Origin of the sequence: Sinomicrobium pectinilyticum (assembly GCF_003725735.1) — a bacterium.
In the GTDB taxonomy this organism is placed as follows: domain Bacteria; phylum Bacteroidota; class Bacteroidia; order Flavobacteriales; family Flavobacteriaceae; genus Sinomicrobium; species Sinomicrobium pectinilyticum.
The window spans coordinates 1-21,569 of record NZ_RJTM01000106.1 but is presented as its reverse complement, the minus strand read 5'-3'; the positions used below and the strand labels follow the sequence as shown (position 1 = coordinate 21,569).

Below are 21,569 nucleotides of genomic sequence, written 5' to 3'. Positions count from 1 at the left end.
ACCTAATAAAAATAATAATGGTCAACTTTTACTGGCCGCTTAAACATTATTCACGTTAATTTAATAATTAATTCCTAAAAATCGTGGATAATAATACTTTTTGCTTTTTTGTTTTGGTTCAATGGCGAGTAATGTGAAGAACATCCCTTATCTTTTTCTGGAAAATAAATTGACATGTTGACAACCCTCAAGTTGCCAAGTTTTTCTGCATAAGTATTAGGGGGGTACAGTTTTTCACATTGAAATAAAAAAACCGCCTAAGAGCGGTCAAAATTTGTAAAATCCAAATAGATTTAAATAGTAGATTTCCTATCCAAATCAAAAACGTCTATTTCATTTTCTTCAAACAGTTCTTCCAATGCCTGATCTCCCTTCTCCATTTTATAGTTTAATTCGTTATCCGAAATAGGAACTGCCAGTAACCATACCACTTTTTTAGTTTCTAGTTCTAACGGTTTTAGCTTATCCTGCCAGGGAAAAGGGGAAGTAAAATAAATATGCTTCATTTGTTTTTCAGGATAATACATTTCAACCATTCGTTTGAAAACGGTACCAGGTCTGCATTCCCACTCATCCTTCGTAATATAAAACCCACACGTGCTTAATATATTAGGAGCTTCTGAATATTTTTTATCTGCACCTGAAACAAGTTCAAGTCTAAAAGATTGAGGTTCGTTATTAATTTTTAAAGGTGTATCTGACACCCCAATAGTACCATAGAACTTAATATTCGCATGAGTAGGGTCGTCTACACTGAATACATCTATAGAATTTTTACGATCATCATCCCAATAGCGTCTTGCAGAAGGATTAATACCAAGAATCGGGGCAGCATATTTTGCTATTTGTTTATTATCATCTGTCGCTGTAGGCATAAGATTATGTTTAATTATAAAGGTATAAAAAATTTAATTTCCAAAATATGTATCATCCATTATTTCATCTGCATGTGACCTATTTGATGAAGGTAACTCTGGCCTGTAATGCTTATAATTGTTATGTTCATCCAAGAATTGCTCTCTGGATATTCCTCTATCTGCTGCACTTTGTTGGTGCTTTCTAAATTCATATCCGGGTTTATGGCCCATATCCCATGCCTCATCAGGATTCATCTTTTGGTCAGTTAACGGGTCAAAGACATCTCCATTAGTATCTTGAGCAGCTTTCCAAGTATCATCCCGTACACCTGATCTATATCCAGAAGGCCTGTCATAGTACCACTCACCATATTCAGTTAAAGTCCCATCAGAGTTTTTAACAGGGTATTCAGGTTTGGCAGGTCTTCTACCTTTCATTTTATGAGCAGGTATATCATCTGTCTTGTTCACCACCGACCCCAATTCCTCCGGGACAGGTGGCAAACTATTCTCCAAAGCCCTCGCTCCATCAACCACATCATCTGCATTTTCCAATGCTCTAGCGCCATCTGCCAGATTATCCATAGCATTTACAGCCCTTGCTACATCTACACCCTTATCCGCAGCTTTTACAGCAGTTACCGCAGTACCTGTCCCGGCCGTTGCCACCGTTGTTCCTACCTCGAATAATACCTGCCCGGTAAGATCTCCCCATTCCCTGGCATCCATACTGGCCATTTTCTCCTGTAAGGCATCAAATGCCGCTGCATTTTCTACCTGGGCAGCCATAAAATCATCCCGGTCTAAGATGTAATTTACTGTGGAATTCCGATATACCCATGTTCCTGCTGACTTAGCTGCGCCACCTAATGTTTGAAGGGTTTCTTTATCCTTTTGCAATTGTTCCGCATAGCCTTCCGGGTTTAACAGCATATATGGAGTACTGTGCTTCCCTGCCCAAACTCCCAGGTCATAAATGCCGGTTACCGTTCCTTTTGCCCCTTTCCATAAGCCTTCTCCCAATCCTGCCCCGAAGTCCAGTGTCTTGTCCCAAAAGCTCTTTTCTTCTTCTTCCGGTTCGGGTACGGCTGCCATTGCCGCCTGCAAGGAAAAATATATTTTGATTGTGCCTCCCAAAGCACAGGGAAGTTCGCTGTCCTCTAACAACAAACTGTTTCCGTTCAATGTAATGCCATCGGTTACATTTTCCCAACTGGTGACTTGGGCTGCGCAGGGTTTACCCTGGTTACAGGCACAAGCTCCGAAAGGTTCGAAATTAGCCACAAAGATTTTGTCTGCTTCCGTAGCCATGTGTTCTCCGTATACGGTGGTTTCCGCATAGTAGATGATTTTAAACTCGGAAGGTTTGCTACCTTTATCACACACCAAATAGACGCCTTCCGGCACGTACTTCTTCCCGCTCATAGCTCTTTTTTTAAGGGGGTTATACGTGCGATCTGTTCAAAAGTGAACAATCCCTTTATCCTGACCCGGAAAAGCTGTCCTGCATAGTCTATCCAATCGTAACGGTCCAGGTCATAGGTTTCCAGGTAATTCAAATCTACACCTACTTTAAGAGTGATCTTATCGGCCAGTTTGCGGAACATTTTTTGTACCCTTTTCTGGTCAAAGCGATCTGTATCGAGGGTACCTTTTCTCAACAGGTGGGCATTGTTAGCGATAAGTTCTTTCCGTCTTTTTAATGTTGTTGTCAGTAGTAGTGGCAAGTCAACGGTTTCAAAGAAACCTTCAAATACCTTATGTTGTGCTGTTTTCTGGCCTATTTCAGTATGTTCTTCATATAAAGGAGGGAATAACAACGAGCCTACTTCGGATTCTTTGAAAACGGAAATAAACCGCTCAGGGTTTTGTAACAGGACATCCGTTTGTTCCATAACGTCCTCTATGGCAGAAAACCGTTTGTGTTTTTGATAAAACCTGTTCCTGTTAGCCCTCCATATATCCTCAATCTCCCAAAGGTTAAAAATGTGAGTTACCTCTCCTTGGTTGTTGGTTCGCAATTCCAGTTTTTGTTGCAGCCAGGACAAGTCATATTCCAATGCCCGTATGCCTTCTTGGTTGCTTTGTTTCCGTTCCGGGATATGCAACCTATACACAAAACCTTCTTCATCCCGGCTTAACAGCTTTTTTTCTGCAATGATCTTCACTACATTCTCCTGTGGCATACTACCCATAGCTGCACGCTGCCGGATGTCTATCTGGTAGGTAGCTTTGCTTAGTACAGTTTTGGGCGTTATTTTTTCAATAGCCTGCATCGGTAGGTTATGCTTTGTTGATCTCTACTTCTCCTCCGGATATTTTGCTTTTCGTGCTTCCGTGTATGGCCATTTCATTACTGGCTTTTATATTGATAATATCATCACTGTCAATCGTAGCCAGTGTCTTGGCTTTAAGGGTAACATCAGCCTCGGTACTTTCCAGGCTGACCTTTTGCTTGGCATTGAATTCAATGGTTTCTTCTTCGGCCTGTACCTTAAAGTGTTTTTTCGCCAGGAAATTAATGGTTCCTTCCCCGGCGCCTTCCATTTGTGGTTTGGCTATGATATTAAAACTGTTTCCGGCCAGGACGTTTATATCTGTTGATATGAGATTTAACGTATTCGGTGCCTTTATCGTTACCTCTCCATTACCGTGCATAATAATGGTATTTCCACTGGGGTCGGCCACGGTAACACTCCCGTCCTTATCATTCATGATCATCCGGTTGCCGCTTACAGTCTGTATGGCTTTCAGGTAGTTCATCGGATCGTGATAGCCGCTCTTGGCCTGGTTGTGGTGGATGCTTCCTGTGACATAGGGTACCTCGGCATTGCCGCTTTGGAAGTCCACCATGACACTCTCGCCTTTCTCCGGGATAAAGTGGAAACCTTTACCATTACCCCCATTAGGAGAGGCTAAAGGTATCCAATCCGTGGTCTGGGCATTTTCCTTTTGCCAGGCCATCTGTACTTTGACCCGCCCTAAACCTTTGGGATCATTGTTGTCCATCACTATGCCAGGCTGGCTTTCACATTTGGGATATTCTCCCGGATTGGAAAACGGGGATACCTGTACGGATACAGGAACAGCCCTGAAGTCGTTATTATAATCCCCGGTATCTGTACATTGGTGGGTGACGGTTATCACCTTAAACACGCCCTGGGAGCTTCCGTCCTCGTCTAATATTCTAATGATAATGCCAGGGCGTAATGCCGGATTTTCACTGCTGCCATTAACATAGATCATATTGGCCACCTTTTTCTGGAAATTGAGCTGGGCGAAATCATCCATGTCCGCTTTGCCTGTACCTTCATTCACCAGTTGGTTGTGCTGTACTATGGTCTCTTTGGAAAATATCCTGCCGGAAGACTTAACCAACTCGGCGGCGATACCATTTACCCTGTTCTCGTATTCTGTAGTTTTACTCTGATGGGACTCCCCTTCCGACAGATCATTGCCATGATATTTAAAACGGGTCGGTTGCAGGCTCATTTCAAAATCATAATGAGTGAGATTGTACCCGTAATGCAGAGGTATTTCCTCTCCTGTATTTTCCTGGCCAATGATAAGTTCAGTTCCATTATAGTAAAACCACTCTCCCTGCCGGGAACACATCCTCCTTAAAAAAGTATAATCGCTTTCGTTATATTGAGTGATATAGGGATAGGGCGTATTTTTTAAAGGGTTGGATACTATTTTAAGTAATTGGGTATCATATTCCCTAGTGGAGCTATGCACTATATCGGAAAGTGTCTTTTTTAGAAAAGAAGCAGATTCCGGACCATTGTCCATCAAAATCGTAGGACTATATGCCCTGAACTGTAACCGTTTACCACTGCTGTCATTAATATTCAGAGCCTTGACACGGGTCACTACGCCTTTGAAATAACCCGTATGTGAGGAAAACATACGGTCTATGCCCTGCATGGTTACCAAAATGGTTTCTCCTATAAGTTGGTGGTAATTACTTTTAAGCCCCGGGTCCTGGAGATATATTTCTTCTTCCCGGCATTCTATGGTAAGTTCATGGTGACCGTCGATCCTCTGGTTCAGTTCAAAATCGATAAAGGTCTTTATACGAAGCCCTCCTATCTTTACGCTAACATCTGTTTGCAGTGCCATAACTTAATATTTTTATTCCCTATTGTGCTCTAAAATATATCGTCTTTGTTCCATTCGAAAATATCTACGGGTGTCCATATTTCTCCTTCTTGCCTGTACCAAACTGTAATATTATGTTCTTCATCTTTTTCCCAAGTGACCTCTTTAACATGAATGGTTTTGCTGTTTATTTCTCCTTTGGAAAATACGTTTAGCAGTCCTCCCCTAAACTCATGTAAAGGGTCTATACCTAATACAAAGGTTTCCTGTGTTAACGGCCTCTCATATCTCCCCCTAGCTTCCGTCAATGTCAGTTTTTCCAGGCCTTCCCTGGTAATGCTGTCTTTTTCCATTTTCTTTGTTTGTTCTTGCATAGTTGCTTTCAGTACATTTTCCTTCGGGGCGGGGTTCTTACAGCCCAGGAGCAAACACGATATAAACAAGGTCAGTATCCTCATATCATAAAAGTTTAGCAATAGTAAATGTAGTCTCGGGGATCATAGTATTAAGTTCCTGAACAAGATAATCCAAATGCCTGCTTCTTAATTCGTTTCCTACATTCATAATACTATATAAATCCCCGTAATGAGGACTTTCTTTCCGGTATTCATCCCAATGATTTACCACATGGGGTACGTTTCCTATAGTATGTCCGAATTCATGGGATACGGGATGTTGGGAAAAACCTGGCATAACCTCTCTTGAATCGATGTCCTCGGTATCCAATATAATCTGTCTGTCTGTCCACCGCACCCTGCTCCTTCTAAAATCTCCAGGAGGAATTTTTCGCACGATGACCTCCCAATGCGCATTGGACAATGCCCATCTAATATCAAAATTTACAGTAAAGTCCCTACTGCCCGATTGCTTTGCAAAGTCTGAACTCCCTTCTATCCTTATCATAAAACGGCCACTCCATTGGTTCCATATCAATTTATCTGTTTTATGATGAAAGTTCTTTTTTTCATCATAGGTCCAATGGGACGTTGGAATAATGACTTGCCAATTATATTTCCATCGTTGTTGTACCAAAATGGTATGCCTATAGGCTTCTATAGTGATATCCATCCGGTCGGTCTTTTTGGTGTACTCCATTTTGGAAAAACAATAATTAGGCTAATTTATACTGCGGCGGGCCATCTCTTTTTATAGGGAGTATTGCCTATAATGATCTCTTGGGCGGAAATGACAATTTCCGTACACATAGGGTCATCACCTATAGCCCTGAATTTCTCTTTGTACCGAATGCAATAACCCTTTTTAAAACTTGTGGATTTCATCCGGGCCATCCCATCACGCTTATAAAAGATGAGTTTACCGTCTTTCACCTGGGTAGAGCTAACCACCCAATCCGCAAAATGGTCTTTCATATCTGTTTCTACCACAAGGCGTATTTCACCACCCTTTGCATTGGTAGAGGGTTTACCATTATGGTCTGTCCCTTTTTCTACTACTATGTCATATTCCAAAATGTTGTAGGACATGTCGTCAATCTCAAATTTAGCAAGGAAGCTCATACCGTTATGTGTATTATATTATTTCTATGGATTACTAAAATATATCTTTCCTGTCGCATTATACATCACTGAAAACCAGTAATTTTAATTATTACATTCTTCTTATTTCAATGTTAACCTATCCGATAATAGCTTAAGTTCCTTACGAAGTCCTTCGAAAAAAGAACGATAGTTTTGAATAAGCCTGGGAGCATAAACCCCATACTTTTTGCGGTGGTATGGAAAAAATTTAAAGATCATCGGCTTAACCTCAACGGGCACTGCCTGGTGTAGTGCTCGTTTTACCAACCGGTCATCATCCAGCAATTGGTTTAAGGATTCAAAATAAGCTACGGAAGACTGAACTTCCTTCCTGGTAAACTGCTTTATTTTTTTACCCAATGCGGACAATTCTTCTTTTATCAGTCTGTATTCCCACTCGTAAACAGCTCTTTTCCCAAATTTTATGTCTGCCATTACCGAGGTAAATATAAATTGTTTATCTACCAGTCTACAGTAATTGAGTTGGGGAAAACAAAGTACACAGCGCAATTCTTGTGTCCTTTCCTCATCAATATAATTCCATCCCTGCATAATCAGGTATTTATCCGGGATATCTTTTCTCCTTTTCCAGATTCCTTTTAATCGCTGGAAAGATGCTGTATCACCATAATTTTCTTCTGCCCTTCGCAGGTTTTCTTTTGTGAATTGTGCCAACGCAAACTAATTTTAAATTGTATATCTCCTGTTCTTTATTCAACACACATAAAACAATTTCTTCCGTATAGATTCATACGGAAAAATCAGGGTTGGCTTGGGGGGGTAGGGTAAATAAGGGGGAGTTACACCCCCTTATAATGTATTTGATTTGATCGTTTACTACAATAAATCAGGAATGGGGTTATACCCATTCGTTAATATGTTCTCCGCCACCGCTGGAAAGCATACGGCAGGAAATCGTGAAAGTCTCTGTTAAAGGATTGTCTCCCCTATGGTCAAAGTTTTCCTTGTACTTTACCAGGTAACCTTCGGTGAAGTTTACTTCACGGAGTTTAGCATCGGTGTCACGTTTGATATACGTGATCACCCCGTTTTTACGTTCGAAGTTGTTGGTCATCCACTCAAAAAAGAAAGAGTCTCCGGTGGATTCTACGGTAAGGTAAATTCGTCCTCCACGTGTAACCGAAGAGGGACGTCCTGTGGCATCTACTTCTTGTGCCAGGTCGTAGTTAGCGCTCAGAATATTCACTTTCTTGCCGCCAACAGATAATGTTGCTTTAAATGACATAATACGTAAAATTTAAAGATTAAGGCTAATAAATAAAAAATACCAAATCAAATATTGAGTTATATACAGGTTACAAGATATTAAATCTGAATGTTTTAAGCAAAAAAAATAACATTAAGAAAGTGTTATTTCTCTTTTTTGCGGTGAAGCATTCACCTCGGAAAGATAGTGGAAGAACTCAGTTTATATTAAAAAAGAATTGTCTTTTTACAAACAGTTGTTGAATTTACTTTATTTACCAGACGAATTATTTTTATGCATAAAAGGGTGTAATTTCTCGGTATGCATATATTCGTGAACACCATCTAAAGCAGATATATCTCCTTTTGGCGTAAGTCTTTCAGCCAATTTTAGCAAGCATTCACGATATAAATCCAATTGGTGTTCTGGTGTTTCCAAGGGTACACCATCCCGTTCTAAAGTATATCGGCATATGCTTATCAACGCTTCTACAAATGTGACCAACTCCCAATGATCTTCCACATAAAAGAAATACACCTGGTACTTATCCTTATAAAAAGGATGTTTCCAAAGGGTAGGAGGGTGATCTTTACCGGTACGCTCCAAATGGGTTACTAATTTTTCTATACTTGGTTTCATGAAGTGGGTTTTAAGTGAGTTTTTAATAATTGTTCCAGTCCGCCACAGGCTTCTATAATTTCCTCCAGGCATTCCATTTCATCATAAGGTAATAACTGTACGGCAATCTCAAGGGTTCTCTGAATATTATAGTGTGGTTGTGGAACTACAGGGGAAAAGTTACTTTCCGCATACTCAGCGGCCATAATACATACTTTCAGCATACTACTAGCCGTATGAAGCATATCCGACGGACTGCTAATATGAAATTCCTCCTGATAATATACCTTATTGGATTTAGGAAACGGCATTCGATATTTTCCGCTGATTAATCGTTCTATTTGTTGTACTACTGTGTCTTGTGTTCGTTGAGAGGAGTCCTTTATTTTTGTTTCTACAGCCTCCTTACTGTTTGTTAAGCCAGAATAAAATTTCTGCTCCACAATACTTAATACCTTTTCCAATTTGGCCTGTAATATAGCAATATCTTCCGGTGTAATGTGGTAATCCCTGCCATAGCGGACATTTCGGTAGGCGATATCCAGCAACTTCACCAATTTAGTTTCCGAATCATTTTCCAAAGAGAATATCTGTCCGAGTTCCGGGACAAAAGGAAGTATGTATTGCTGATGATTGGCAATACTGTGACACACCTTTTCTTTACCCATTGTAAACAGTTCCACGGTACGGTAAGCCAGTTCAAAAGCCTGGTGCAACATAAAGACGGCTTGTGGGTAATTCTCTTTTTTCTGGTAAAACTGTGCCCCTTGCTTAAAACCTATGGTCTTGCTAAATTCTTCCTGGAAATAGGTTTCTGCACCATCTAATAGTTGTTCTAGGTCTATATCAGAAAGCAAACCCTGATGCTCCACATCAGGAGCATGGTATTGTAAATACTGTGGCAAGCAAGCCTGGATAAAAAAGATATTACCCCGTATTAACTGTTCCCTGGTGTAGTTTTCCGGGTATGCCCTATACAGGTACTCGGGATAATCTTTGAATATATCTGCTACAGAAGAAAGGTTATCATTGGATTTATCGGGATGGTTTTTAATAATCAAAACACAATTTTTCTGCTTTCCTGTTGTGGTTATCGGAAATTCATAAATGTATTGTACTTCTAAGAGTTTGGTCAGTTTATCTATGATACCGCTCTGATATATCTGCGTTTTAGGATTCATTTTTTCTTGGATTTTAGGTGTTGTTTCTTAAAATTCCTGCTTAGTCTTTTCATTTCCTCACTCACCTTCTTTTGCACCACTTTACCGTAATGTTCCTGGGTGATTTTTATACTGGAATGTCCCAGTAATTCACTGACGATTTCCATGGGCACATTGTTATAGAGTAATACGGTAGATGCAAAGGTTTTCCGGGCTATGTGATGAGTCAGTTTCTTTTCAATTCCCACTACGTCCGCAATCTCTTTCAAATAGGAATTGAATTTCTGATTGGAGATTACAGGCAGAACTTTGGAACCTCCTTTATACTGCTCTATAATTCGTATTGCAGGTGGTAATAAGGGTATAGAAACTACTCTATTTGTCTTCTTTCTGGAGATGTATATCCATAACTTACCATCAAAGCCTTTTACGATGTGTTTAGGCTCTAAATCGGCCATTTCCTGGTAGGCTAATCCTGTATAACAGCAAAAGACAAACATATCCTTGACCTCTTGTAATCGACGTTGAGAGAAGTTGTGTTTTTCCAGCTTTTTCAGTTCCTCGGGGGTGAGGTAAACCACCTGTTTCTTGGGTCTTTTTACTTCGTAGAGGATAAAAGGGTCTTTATCCAGATATCTCTTGGCAATAGCTATCTTAATGATCTTCCTGAAACGCTGTATAGCCTTATATACCGTAGCTTGGGCAAGGTTCTTCTCCGATTTCAGGTAGAATTCATATTCCTTGATAAATCCTAAATCCAGATCTTTAAAGGCATAATCATCTTTTTTATACTCGAACTTTATGTAGGATGCCAGCAATTCCTTTGCTTGCCTTAATTTCCAGAAAGTAGCCATAACATAGTCTTTCCCCACCAACTTTTTCACTCTCTGATTATGTTCTTCAAATACCTCCAAAACCGCCTTTTCTTTGCTCTCCGGCTCTCCTTTGAATTTCCTATAGATATCATCCACAGTAAAGGATTCTCCCTGATATTGGAGCAATAAAAAAGCCTGATTAATTTGTTGTTTAATCAGGCTTAGTTGCGCATTGATAAAGTCGTTTTCCTTGTTGGGTGGATGTGCTTGTTGGTACTTGCTGTGCCAATGATCCGGATTGATAAATAACCCTGTGGAGAACAATTTCCGTTTACCAAAATAGGTCATTCTACACCTTACAGGACATTTACCCTGCTTATTCATTTTTGTCTTATCCAATAAGAATAATATACTTAATTTATTGATTTTCATATTTTTAAATTTTAAAAAGTGGGGTGCCTAAAATTGATTTTGGGGTACCATGTAGGGTACCTTTTAGGCAAAAAAAGTTGGCAAGTTGACGAATGATAAATTTTGACTGGAAACTGGAAGAAAGCGTAAATCCTTGATTTTTAAGCATAAAAAAAGCCCAAACAATATTTTCATATCATTTGGACTTGTAAGCAGGTGGTCCCACATGGGCTCGAACCATGGACCCCCTGATTATGAGTCAGGTGCTCTAACCAGCTGAGCTATAGGACCCGCATTTTGCGGATGCAATATTACTACATATTTTAATTTGCTGCAAGCTTTTTTGGTTTTTTATATTACCTCCTCTCTACTGCAATACCGGAAGATTCGCATCTAAATATCCTGGCAGAGTTCTATTAATACGCCATTGGTGTCTTTGGGATGTAAAAAAGCCACTATTTTATTGTCCGCACCGCGTTTAGGAATATCGTTCAATACGGTAAAACCTTCGTTTTTTAACCTCCGGATCTCAGCTTCGATATCTTCCACATCAAAAGCGATATGATGTATCCCTTCTCCCCTTTTTTCTATGAACTTGTATATAGGGCTATCCGTATTTGTCGCTTCCAGGAGTTCAATTTTGTTTTCTCCAACCCGGAAAAAAGAGGTTTTTACGCCTTCGCTTTCCACCGTTTCAGTCTTATAGGGAGCTATTCCCAGCAATTTGGTATACAAAGCGTTGGATGCTTCCATATTACGGACCGCAATGCCCGTATGTTCTATTTTTTTCATGCTTTCTTCTTTACACAAATATAGCGATCACTATCTAATTTATTGAATATGTAATGATTTATGCCTTTCACTTGTCACTGGCATCCCGGTATTTCCTATTTTTGCAGTATGGAGAGTAACAGACAGAAAAAGATAGCAGGTGTAATTCAGCGTGACCTGGCCGATATATTACAGCGCGCTGCCACGGACGGGGGACTTCAGGGTATATTGATCTCCGTGACCAAAGTTTCGGTAACCGTAGACCTTTCGATCGCAAAGGTTTATCTCAGCATTTTTCCCAATGCCAAAAGCGAAGAACTCATAGGCGGGATACAGAACAATAAATCACAGATAAAACACGAACTTGCCAGGCGTACCCGGAACCAGCTTCGCAGAGTTCCGGAACTGGAGTTTTTCGTGGACGATTCCCTCGAATACATAGATAAGATAGAAAAATCCCTGAAAGGTTCGGAAAATCCGATTGAAAATCCGGATATGCTGAACAAAAGAAAAAAATCCTGAAAATACGGCTTGTCCGGATTTCCCGTTGTTAAAAGGAACACCACCGGAATTTCCGAAAACAGAGTAACGACAAAACGTGCATTTTCCCATTTACATAGCCAAGAGATACCTGGCTTCCAAAAGCAGCCAGAACGCTGTAAATATCATTAACCTGGTTACCTTCCTCGTAGTGGTGATCGGTGCAGCTGCCCTGTTTATCGTACTTTCGGGCTTCGCCGGACTTAAAACTTTCAGCCTGTCCTTCAGTAATTCCTTTGATCCGGACCTCAAGGTAATGAGTGACGGACAGAAGTTTATGACGTTGAATGACGAGCAAAAAAACCGCCTTAAAAATATACCCGAAATCGCCTTTTTCTCCCGCGAAATCGAAGAACAGGTACTCCTTACCCATCAGCAAAAAAACCATGTAGCCCTGATTAAGGGTACGGATACTACCTATGCTCGTGTAGTGAATACAGACAGTATCCTCTACTACGGAAACTGGTTCGACAGGGATCTCAACGAAGTGGTAACCGGAATCGGCACTGCAAGCCTGCTGGGCCTGGCGCTGAACGATTATATGAACCCGCTCCGCATCCTGGTACCCAAACCCGGAAAAGGAAGCATTACCTCCAATACTACTCCCTACAACGAAGTTGCCGTAACGGTTTCGGGTGTATATGCCGTAACGGAGGACCTCGATAAAAAATACGTATTTGCAGACCTGGAACTGGTGCAGAAAATACTTCACAAGGAACCTTCCGAAATAACAGCCATTAACATAAAACTTGTACCGGGCGCAAATGTATCCCGCATAAAACAGGAAATAACAGGTATATTTGAAAGTGATGTGATGGTCAAGGACCGTGTAGAGCAAAACGATGCTCTGTATCGTATGCTGAATACCGAAAATATGGCTACTTACCTCATTTTTACGCTGGTACTTATTATAGCCTTATTCAACGTGGTAGGAGCCATTATTATGATGATACTGGACAAACGCAAAAACCTGAATACACTATTCAGTATGGGGGCAACAGTAAAACGACTACGCCGTATTTTCTTTGTACAGGGACTTATGGTTACGCTGGTGGGAGGTAGCATAGGAATTGCACTGGGCGTACTGCTCACCTGGTCACAAATGGTTTTCGGGTGGCTTCTCATTACACCTTCCCTGCCCTACCCGGTAGAGATCCACCTAGCCAATATAGGTATAGTTTTCGGTACCATCGCCATCCTTGGCCTTATTGCTTCCAAAATCGCTTCGGGAAGGATCTCCGAAAAACTGATCCAGGACCAGAATTAAACAAACTCGTAGTTACCGAATTTCTCCAGAACCTCATCAAAAGCAGCAAAAACATCGGCAGCATCGTCCGAAGTTACCATTTTCTGACGGTGTTCTTTAAAATGCGGTATGCCCTTAAAATAATTGGTATAATGCCTTCTGGTTTCAAATACGCCCAGTTTTTCCCCTTTCCAGTCAATGGCCATGCTCAGGTGTCTCCGGGCAGCTTCCACCCTTTCTTCCATCGTGGGAGGAGAAGCATGTGTACCGGTCCCGAAAAAATGTTTTACCTCCTTGAAAAACCAAGGATATCCTATGCTGGCACGGCCGATCATGGCCCCGTCAAGTCCAAATTTATCCCGCATTTCCACTGCCTTTTCCGGGGTGTCCACATCGCCGTTACCGAATACCGGGATATGCATCCTGGGGTTGTTCTTCACCTCGGTTATAGGCCGCCAGTCCGCTTCGCCTTTATACATCTGTACCCTGGTACGGCCATGTATGGATATGGCCTGTATTCCCACATCCTGAAGCCGTTCCGCGACTTCCACGATCTTTATGGAATTACTGTCCCAGCCAAGCCGGGTTTTTACCGTAACGGGTAGTTTGGTACGCTTTACTATGGCCTCTGTAAGCTTTACCATTAGCGGTATATCTCGAAGTATCCCGGCGCCGGCATTTTTACATACTACCTTTTTTACCGGGCAACCGAAATTGATATCTATAATATCCGGATCGGATTGTTCTACGATATCCACCGCCTGTAACATGGAATCGAGTTCGGCACCGAATATCTGAATGCCTACCGGACGTTCCTTTTCGTAAATATCCAGCTTCTGCACACTCTTGGCCGCATCGCGTATCAGACCTTCGGAAGAAATAAACTCCGTATACACCACATCTGCTCCCTGCTCTTTACAAAGCGCCCGGAAAGGAGGATCACTCACATCTTCCATAGGAGCCAGCAAAAGCGGAAACTCATCTAATTCTATGTTACCAATCTTAACCACAATACTTTACTTTATTATGGTGCAAAGATAAAGTAAAAATTACGAATGCACCATCCCTGTGCTTTTCCCTGTTTTCAGGAATGCCCTGCGATCGTTCATTTTCGCCGTTTTTTACGGATTTTATGAAAAAATACCTTTATTTGCTTTTTCTACATCCAAAACCTGAATATTATGATATTTAGAAAAATCCTGCCCTTCACCATTATTTCCGTTATATTGATTTCGTGCACACAAAAGGAAAAAACAAAAGAAAAAGATACACCGCCCAACGTGATTATTATTTTTACGGACGATCAGGGTTATGAAGATGTGGGCTGTTTCGGTTCGCCGGACATCAAAACCCCGAACCTCGATCAAATGGCCAAAGAGGGGATCAGACTTACGTCGTTTTATGCAGCACAGCCTGTTTGCTCCGCTTCCCGCGCAGCACTGCTCACCGGGTGTTACCCGAACCGTATCGGTATTCACAATGCGCTGATGCCCGATTCCGAAACAGGGCTGAATCCCCGCGAAACCACTATGGCCGAAATGCTGAAAGCCCGTGGATATACTACGGCCCTTTACGGCAAATGGCACCTGGGCGACGATCCGGATTTTATGCCGAACAACCAGGGATTCGATGATTTTTTCGGCATTCCTTTTTCCAACGATATGTGGCCCCATCATCCGCAACAGGGTACCGTATTTGACTTTGACCCGCTGCCCTTATACCAGAATAAAAAAATCATAGATACGCTCAACGACCAGTCCATGCTCACGACACAGATCACGGAAAAAGCCGTTGATTTTATTGAAAAAAACAGGGAAAATCCGTTTTTCCTGTACGTAGCACACCCGCAACCACATGTGCCGTTATTCGTTTCGGACAAATTCCGAGGCAAATCGGAAAGAGGGCTTTACGGTGACGTGATTATGGAAATCGACTGGTCTGTCGGGGAAATCCTCCGGGCACTCGAAGAACAGCAACTGGATAAAAATACCCTGGTCATTTTCACTTCCGATAACGGCCCCTGGCTATCTTATGGTGACCATGCCGGTTCTGCGTACCCTTTCCGCGAAGGAAAAGGTACATCCTGGGAAGGCGGACAGCGGGAACCTTTTATTGCCCGTTTTCCGGGTAGATTGCCCGAAAACAAAACCATAGGCACCCCGGTAATGGCCATCGATCTGTTTCCTACCATAGCGTCCCTGACCAACAGCCCCTTGCCTAAACACCCAATAGACGGAAAGGACATATGGAATATTATGACCGGAAAAACGGATGAAAATCCGCACGAAGCTTATTATTTCTATTATAAAGTAAACGAGCTGCACGGGGTGCGTTATAAAAACTGGAAATTGTATTTTCCGCATAACTACCGGACCATGGAAGGGCAGGAGCCGGGCAGGGGAGGACAGCCTGGGGAATACCGGTATGTGGATCTCCCGGAAATGGAATTGTACGATCTCGCCACTGATTCTGCAGAAACCCGGAACATAGCAGCAAAACATCCTGAAATAGTGAATAAAATAGTCGCACTGGCCAATGCCAAAAGACAGGAACTCGGAGATAACCTCCTGGGGATCGAAGGAAGCGGAAACCGTGTACCGGGTAAGGTAAAATAACTTTTACGGGCAAAAACAAATTTCGCCGGAGGATGCCGTATATAAAAACCCGAAATACCCAAAAATAAAATTATATTTGCAAATTAAACCTGTCCTGAACAGACCGGGCATAAAACCCGGTGAAACGGACATATAACGTTTGCTATGAAGCACATCCGGAATTTTTGCATTATTGCCCATATAGACCACGGTAAAAGTACCCTGGCCGACAGGCTGCTGGACTACACCGGATCGGTAACGGAGAGGGAGAAGCAAGACCAGTTACTCGATAATATGGACCTGGAAAGGGAGCGGGGTATTACCATTAAGTCCCACGCCATCCAGATGGAATATGTTCACAACGGTGAATCGTACATACTAAACCTGATAGATACTCCCGGGCACGTGGATTTCTCCTATGAAGTATCCCGTTCCATTGCGGCCTGCGAAGGAGCGCTGCTCATAGTGGATGCCGCACAGAGTATACAGGCACAGACTATATCCAACCTGTACCTGGCACTGGAAAACGACCTGGAGATCATCCCGGTACTGAACAAAATAGATCTGCCAAGTGCCAACCCGGAAGAAGTAACCGATGACATCGTGGACCTCCTGGGCTGTGATCCGGAGGAAGTTATTCCCGCCAGCGGAAAAACCGGCCTCGGTGTAGACAAAATCCTGGAAGCTATCATAGAACGCATTCCTCCGCCAAAAGGAAACCCCGACGAGCCGCTGCAAGCCATGATCTTTGATTCGGTATACAATCCTTTCCGCGGTATCGAAGTTATATTCCGTGTAGTAAACGGGGAAATAACCAAGGGCCAGAAAATAAAATTCATGGCTACCGGAAAAGAGTACTACGCAGATGAAATAGGTACCCTGAAACTGACGCAGCTGCCTAAAAACGTTATAAAAACAGGAGATGTAGGTTATCTTATTTCAGGTATAAAAGAAGCCAAGGAAGTAAAAGTGGGGGACACCATTACCGATGCCAAAACCCCTACCAAAAATATGATCGCCGGTTTTGAGAATGTCAAGCCTATGGTATTTGCCGGTATTTATCCCGTAGATACGGAAGATTACGAAGAACTTCGCACTTCCATGGAAAAGCTTCAGCTGAATGATGCTTCCCTGGTATTTACCCCGGAAAGTTCGGCTGCGCTCGGATTCGGGTTCCGTTGCGGTTTCCTGGGCATGCTGCACATGGAGATCATACAGGAGCGCCTGGAACGCGAATTTGACATGACCGTCATCACTACGGTGCCCAACGTTTCTTACCTGGCCTATACCAAAAAAGAACCGGATACACCCATCGTGGTAAACAATCCTTCCGACCTGCCCGACCCTTCCAAACTGGACAGGGTGGAAGAACCATATATCAAAGCAACAATTATCACAAAATCCGATTTCGTAGGCCCGGTAATGAGTCTTTGTATTGATAAAAGGGGACAGATCACGAACCAGACCTACCTTACTCCGGAACGGGTGGAACTCTCTTTTGATATTCCGCTCGCGGAAATCGTTTTTGACTTTTACGACCGGTTGAAAACCGTGTCCAAGGGATATGCTTCCTTTGATTATTCCCCTATCGGGTTGCGGGCTTCCAAACTGGTTAAAGTGGATATCCTGCTCAACAACCAGTCCGTAGATGCCCTCTCGGCCCTGATACATGCAGACAATGCATACAACATCGGTAAAAAAATGTGCGAAAAGCTAAAGGAACTTATTCCCCGGCAGCAATTCGATATCCCCATACAGGCCGCAATCGGTGCAAAGATCATATCACGTGAAACCATTAAGGCACTTCGTAAGGACGTTACGGCCAAGTGTTACGGGGGAGATATTTCCCGTAAACGAAAACTGCTGGAAAAACAGAAAAAAGGTAAAAAACGTATGCGCCAGGTAGGTAATGTGGAAATACCGCAACAGGCGTTTATGGCCGTATTAAAACTGAACGACTAGAAACCGGTAAAGCATTTCATTTTTATTTCGCTCTTTTATTTTGTAAATTACAAGAGTAAAGTGTTAATATAAAATGAAATACAAATTCTTAAAAATATCCGGGATTATTGTATTCATGTTCGGAATTATTGCCTCCACAGTTTATCATTCGACTTCCGGAGAAAATATGCTATGGCTCGATTTTATATTGGGTACCATAACGGGAACGGGAATAGGGCTTACTCTTGGTCTCATGCAAAAAAAATCTGCCTGATCGGGACAGATGCCTTCCTGTTTCATCCTTTTTCCGGAGATGATATCCATAATTTTCTTAACTTGAACTTCTATAGGTATTCCGGGGAACAAACCGGCCGTTGCCCGTAATTCCCGATCATAAAAGGAAACCTGTACTCTAATTTTACCTGATATGCAACTCTCTTACTGGGAAAAAACGGAATGGTTGTCCGGCACGGATTTTACGATCATAGGCAGTGGTATTACCGGGTTGAATTGTGCCCTTGCACTTCGTGAAAAATATCCGGAATCGGGAATACTCGTACTGGAAAAAGGAATACTCCCGCAGGGGGCCAGTACCAAAAATGCCGGATTTGCCAGTTTTGGGAGTATTTCAGAACTTCTGGACGATTTAAATAATACAACGGAGGAGGAAATGGTAACCTTGGTGGAAAAGCGCTGGAAAGGCCTCCAAATGCTTCGAAAAAACATCGGGGATAAAACCATGGATTACCGCCGGTATGGCGGACAGGAACTGTTTCCGGAAAACGACCCGGCTTTTTTCGAAAACTGCCTGGACAATATAGACCGCATTAACAAACTGTTGCAGCCCGTATTCCGTGCAGAAGTATTTTCGTTAAAAGACAATATATTCCGTTTTGATAAAATACAGGAAAAATATATTTTCACTCCCTTCGAAGGACAGATAAATACGGGTAAAATGATGCAGGCATTGCTCAAAAAATGCATCAGGAACAACATACGGATTCTCAACTGCACGGAAGTAAAGGAATTTGAAGATACCGGGAGTAAGGTTTTTGTTCGTACCTCACATTTCGAATTTTCCACAGGAAAATTGCTCATCGCCACCAATGGTTTTACACCGGCACTGGTAAAGGAAGATGTCATTCCCGCCAGGGCGCAGGTACTTATTACCAAACCGGTTAAAAACCTGGAAATAAAAGGTACTTTTCACCTGGATAAGGGATATTACTATTTCAGGAATGTAGGAAACAGAATATTGTTCGGAGGCGGGAGAAACCTAGATATCACCGGAGAAACTACCATAGAGTTCGGCGAGACCAAATTGATACAGGACCGGCTGGAACACTTGTTAAAAACAGTTATCCTCCCCGGAATACCTTATGAGATAGAACAACGGTGGAGTGGTATCATGGGAATGGGCAAACAGAAAATACCTATTGTTAAAATGCTGTCCGGGAATGTATATTGCGGTGTCAGGCTCGGTGGCATAGGTATTGCCATCGGAACACTGGTCGGAAAAGAACTCGCAGCACTTACTTATAAATAATATGCTAAGAAGAATAATCAGGTTTATCATAAAATGTACTTTCTGGTTCGTAATTATCTCCGTTTTTCTGGTACTCCTTTTTAAATGGTGCCCGGTTTACGTGACACCACTTATGATCATCCGAAGCTTTGAACAAAAACAGGAAGGGAAAAGCATAGTTATGAAACATCACTGGGTATCTATAGAAAAAATATCCCCGCATATGCGCCTCGCAGTTATATGCAGCGAAGACCAGAACTTCCCGCACCATAACGGTTTTGATCTCGACGCCATAGAAAAAGCCTATGAAAATAACCGGAAAGGGAAACGTATACGCGGCGGAAGTACCATAAGCCAGCAAACGGCAAAAAATGTATTTCTATGGCCCGCCAGAAGCTGGTTGCGAAAAGGCCTTGAAACCTATTTTACTTTCCTTATAGAATTGTTGTGGAGCAAAGAACGCATCCTCGAAGTATACCTGAACTCCATAGAAACGGGAGACGGTATTTACGGTGCGGAAGCGGCGGCCCTCTTTTGGTTTAACATACCTGCCGAAAACCTCGGTAAAAGACAAGCTTCGGCTATAGCCGCAATTTTGCCGAACCCGAGAAAACTATCCGCAAATCCGCCATCCGCATATATAGGGAACAGAATAAACTGGATAACACGACAGATGAACTTTTACGGCAAACTGGAACTGGACTAACCCACAATCTCAGTACGCGACCTCTATTTCCATATCATGGCAACATGCGGTATCCCATCCTCCAGGTAACCCTCACCGATCTTTACAAATCCGTGTTTCTCATAAAAGCGAACGAGGTATTCCTGGGCGGATATTTTTATTTTGTTTTCCCGGAAATAGTTTTTAACAGCTTCTAAGGAAGCTTTTATGATATCATGCCCGTAGCCGTATTGCCGCTCTGTTTTACTAACCACCACACGGCCGATACTGGCTTCTTCAAAATATGCTCCCCCGGGAAACAACCGTGTATAAGCCACAACCTTTCCCTCTTTCTTTCCTATGAGGTGCAATGCCTTAGCATCCTTGCCATCTATATCCTGATATACACAATCCTGTTCCACCACAAAAACTTCCGATCTCAGCTGCAGTATATCATACAATTCCTGCAAGGTAAGTTCATTGAAATATTTTACCGATATAGAAAGCATAGCCTGTACATATAAAATCAGGAAAGTTCTCCGGGGAGAACTTTTATAAATTCATTGCAGATTTAAAATCCATTTTATCACAAATCATGGAAAAACAGTAACCTCAACATTCGTATATCCACGACAAAAGTTTGTTAAGACTAAAGAAAAGTATTTACTTTTACGAACATCCGGTCGGTATTTTATCAATCCTGTTCTGGTGTCTTCCTCCTTCGAATTCCGTATCCAGGAAAGTCCTTACCATATCCAGTGCCTGGGGCAGAGAAACAAAACGCGCAGGTATACTCAGTATATTTGCATTATTGTGCTCCCGGGCCAGCTGTGTAATTTCTTTCGTCCAGCAAAGCGCAGCGCGGACTCTCTGGTGTTTGTTTGCAGTCATAGAAGCACCGTTACCACTACCACATATAATAATACCGAAATCCACCGCACCTTTTTCCACATCATCAGCTACAGGATGTACGAAGTCGGGATAATCCACACTCGAACCCATATCCGTACCGTGATTTATCACTTCTATTCCCATACTTTCCAGGAGTTCTTTCACGGCAAACTTATATTCCGTGCCCGCATGGTCGTTACCAATGGATATTTTCATCGTTTATATATTTAGTTATTTCTAAGGATACAAAGGTACTAAATAAGCCTTTTTAACCGATATAAACAGCTTTGTTAATTCGATTTTATAATTATTTAATTTTCAATTCATTATAACTTAACAAACATTGTTGATATTTATGAATTATTTACGGACAAAATAATTTGCATATATCAGAATATATTGCAATATGCTTTTATTCCCGAAGAAAACAAACCATTTCTATTAAATTTTCTTCTCCGTTTATTAAACTCCAACCCGGGGTTATTAACAGATATTAACAACCAAAATTATTAAAAATAACCTGTTGTTTACAGTTGTTGACAACTGTTGATTACTTCATCTTCATCAGTAGAAACTAATCTTTTACAGCAGGTATAAGTTGTTAATTACCCTGTATAATTTTTAATAAACCCCGAAGTCAAGTTTTACCGGAAAAATTTACGCTACAAGTTAACAGCCTATAATAACAAC

The 21,569-nt window shown here is 41.9% G+C and carries 23 protein-coding genes and 1 tRNA gene; 7 read left to right on the top strand and 17 right to left on the bottom strand.

Features of this window, described 5'->3' with window-relative positions; translation table 11 throughout:
• Positions 1–293: 293 nt before the first annotated feature.
• The 14 genes from ED312_RS15435 to mce form a co-directional block, all read right to left on the bottom strand.
• Positions 294–875, bottom strand: a complete 582-nt coding sequence (locus ED312_RS15435; protein WP_123216921.1) for a suppressor of fused domain protein — start codon at positions 873–875, stop codon at positions 294–296.
• A gap of 33 nt (positions 876–908) precedes the next feature.
• On the bottom strand, positions 909–2,282 hold the full coding sequence (locus ED312_RS24440) for a GH-E family nuclease (RefSeq protein ID WP_123216920.1): 1,374 nt from the start codon (positions 2,280–2,282) through the stop codon (positions 909–911).
• Positions 2,279–3,133 carry a hypothetical protein gene (locus ED312_RS15425; RefSeq protein ID WP_123216919.1) on the bottom strand — a complete coding sequence of 285 codons (855 nt, stop codon included), beginning with the start codon at positions 3,131–3,133 and terminating at the stop codon, positions 2,279–2,281. Before ED312_RS15425 ends, ED312_RS24440 begins: the two co-directional genes overlap by 4 nt.
• A 7-nt stretch (positions 3,134–3,140) precedes the next feature.
• Positions 3,141–4,979 carry a type VI secretion system Vgr family protein gene (locus tag ED312_RS15420; RefSeq protein ID WP_123216918.1) on the bottom strand — a complete coding sequence of 613 codons (1,839 nt, stop codon included), beginning with the start codon at positions 4,977–4,979 and terminating at the stop codon, positions 3,141–3,143.
• Positions 4,980–5,008: 29 nt separating this feature from the next.
• On the bottom strand, positions 5,009–5,416 hold the full coding sequence (locus ED312_RS15415) for a hypothetical protein (protein WP_123216917.1): 408 nt from the start codon (positions 5,414–5,416) through the stop codon (positions 5,009–5,011).
• A 1-nt stretch (position 5,417) separates the two neighbouring features.
• The gene (locus ED312_RS15410) at positions 5,418–6,053 is read right to left on the bottom strand and encodes a hypothetical protein (RefSeq protein WP_123216916.1); all 636 of its coding nucleotides are present in this window, start codon (positions 6,051–6,053) and stop codon (positions 5,418–5,420) included.
• Positions 6,054–6,079: 26 nt separating this feature from the next.
• Complete coding sequence (gene tssD / locus ED312_RS15405) at positions 6,080–6,475, bottom strand: type VI secretion system tube protein TssD (RefSeq protein ID WP_123216915.1); 396 nt, start codon at positions 6,473–6,475, stop codon at positions 6,080–6,082.
• Positions 6,476–6,577: 102 nt separating this feature from the next.
• The gene (locus ED312_RS15400; protein WP_123216914.1) at positions 6,578–7,171 is read right to left on the bottom strand and encodes a hypothetical protein; all 594 of its coding nucleotides are present in this window, start codon (positions 7,169–7,171) and stop codon (positions 6,578–6,580) included.
• A 184-nt stretch (positions 7,172–7,355) separates the two neighbouring features.
• Positions 7,356–7,742, bottom strand: a complete 387-nt coding sequence (gene tssD / locus ED312_RS15395) for a type VI secretion system tube protein TssD (protein WP_123216913.1) — start codon at positions 7,740–7,742, stop codon at positions 7,356–7,358.
• Between the two features lie 231 nt (positions 7,743–7,973).
• The gene (locus ED312_RS15390) at positions 7,974–8,342 is read right to left on the bottom strand and encodes a hypothetical protein (protein ID WP_123216912.1); all 369 of its coding nucleotides are present in this window, start codon (positions 8,340–8,342) and stop codon (positions 7,974–7,976) included.
• Positions 8,339–9,502 (bottom strand): HEPN domain-containing protein, encoded by a 1,164-nt coding sequence (locus ED312_RS15385; protein ID WP_123216911.1) that lies wholly within the window; start codon positions 9,500–9,502, stop codon positions 8,339–8,341. Before ED312_RS15385 ends, ED312_RS15390 begins: the two co-directional genes overlap by 4 nt.
• Entirely contained in the window at positions 9,499–10,728 is a 1,230-nt protein-coding gene (locus tag ED312_RS15380) for a site-specific integrase (protein ID WP_123216910.1), read from the bottom strand. Before ED312_RS15380 ends, ED312_RS15385 begins: the two co-directional genes overlap by 4 nt.
• 196 nt (positions 10,729–10,924) lie before the next feature.
• Positions 10,925–10,998: transfer RNA gene (locus tag ED312_RS15375), tRNA-Ile, on the bottom strand.
• A gap of 102 nt (positions 10,999–11,100) precedes the next feature.
• Positions 11,101–11,499 carry a methylmalonyl-CoA epimerase gene (gene mce / locus ED312_RS15370; RefSeq protein WP_123216909.1) on the bottom strand — a complete coding sequence of 133 codons (399 nt, stop codon included), beginning with the start codon at positions 11,497–11,499 and terminating at the stop codon, positions 11,101–11,103.
• 108 nt (positions 11,500–11,607) lie between these two features.
• Between mce and rbfA the strand changes: the two genes are divergently transcribed.
• A complete protein-coding gene (rbfA, locus tag ED312_RS15365) occupies positions 11,608–12,000 on the top strand; it encodes a 30S ribosome-binding factor RbfA (RefSeq protein ID WP_123216922.1) in 393 nt (130 codons plus the stop codon).
• A gap of 76 nt (positions 12,001–12,076) precedes the next feature.
• The gene (locus tag ED312_RS15360; protein WP_123216908.1) at positions 12,077–13,285 is read left to right on the top strand and encodes an ABC transporter permease; all 1,209 of its coding nucleotides are present in this window, start codon (positions 12,077–12,079) and stop codon (positions 13,283–13,285) included.
• Here ED312_RS15360 and dusB read toward each other — a convergent pair.
• Positions 13,282–14,274 carry a tRNA dihydrouridine synthase DusB gene (gene dusB, locus ED312_RS15355; protein ID WP_123216907.1) on the bottom strand — a complete coding sequence of 331 codons (993 nt, stop codon included), beginning with the start codon at positions 14,272–14,274 and terminating at the stop codon, positions 13,282–13,284. The genes ED312_RS15360 and dusB overlap by 4 nt on opposite strands.
• A 171-nt stretch (positions 14,275–14,445) precedes the next feature.
• On the opposite strand from dusB, the gene ED312_RS15350 reads away from it, so the two are divergent.
• The 5 genes from ED312_RS15350 (at position 14,446) to mtgA (ending at position 20,030) form a co-directional block, all read left to right on the top strand.
• Positions 14,446–15,879, top strand: coding sequence for a sulfatase family protein (locus ED312_RS15350; protein ID WP_123216906.1), 1,434 nt, complete (start codon positions 14,446–14,448; stop codon positions 15,877–15,879).
• 144 nt (positions 15,880–16,023) lie between these two features.
• On the top strand, positions 16,024–17,820 hold the full coding sequence (lepA, locus tag ED312_RS15345) for a translation elongation factor 4 (protein WP_123216905.1): 1,797 nt from the start codon (positions 16,024–16,026) through the stop codon (positions 17,818–17,820).
• A 73-nt stretch (positions 17,821–17,893) separates the two neighbouring features.
• Entirely contained in the window at positions 17,894–18,073 is a 180-nt protein-coding gene (locus ED312_RS15340) for a hypothetical protein (RefSeq protein WP_123216904.1), read from the top strand.
• Between the two features lie 153 nt (positions 18,074–18,226).
• Positions 18,227–19,345 (top strand): NAD(P)/FAD-dependent oxidoreductase, encoded by a 1,119-nt coding sequence (locus ED312_RS15335; RefSeq protein ID WP_123216903.1) that lies wholly within the window; start codon positions 18,227–18,229, stop codon positions 19,343–19,345.
• A 1-nt stretch (position 19,346) separates the two neighbouring features.
• Positions 19,347–20,030, top strand: coding sequence for a monofunctional biosynthetic peptidoglycan transglycosylase (gene mtgA, locus ED312_RS15330; RefSeq protein ID WP_123216902.1), 684 nt, complete (start codon positions 19,347–19,349; stop codon positions 20,028–20,030).
• A gap of 23 nt (positions 20,031–20,053) precedes the next feature.
• Here the strand turns inward: mtgA and ED312_RS15325 are convergent, their stop codons facing one another.
• Positions 20,054–20,497, bottom strand: coding sequence for a GNAT family N-acetyltransferase (locus ED312_RS15325; RefSeq protein ID WP_123216901.1), 444 nt, complete (start codon positions 20,495–20,497; stop codon positions 20,054–20,056).
• 160 nt (positions 20,498–20,657) lie between these two features.
• Complete coding sequence (gene rpiB, locus ED312_RS15320) at positions 20,658–21,095, bottom strand: ribose 5-phosphate isomerase B (RefSeq protein WP_123216900.1); 438 nt, start codon at positions 21,093–21,095, stop codon at positions 20,658–20,660.
• Positions 21,096–21,569 lie beyond the last annotated feature (474 nt).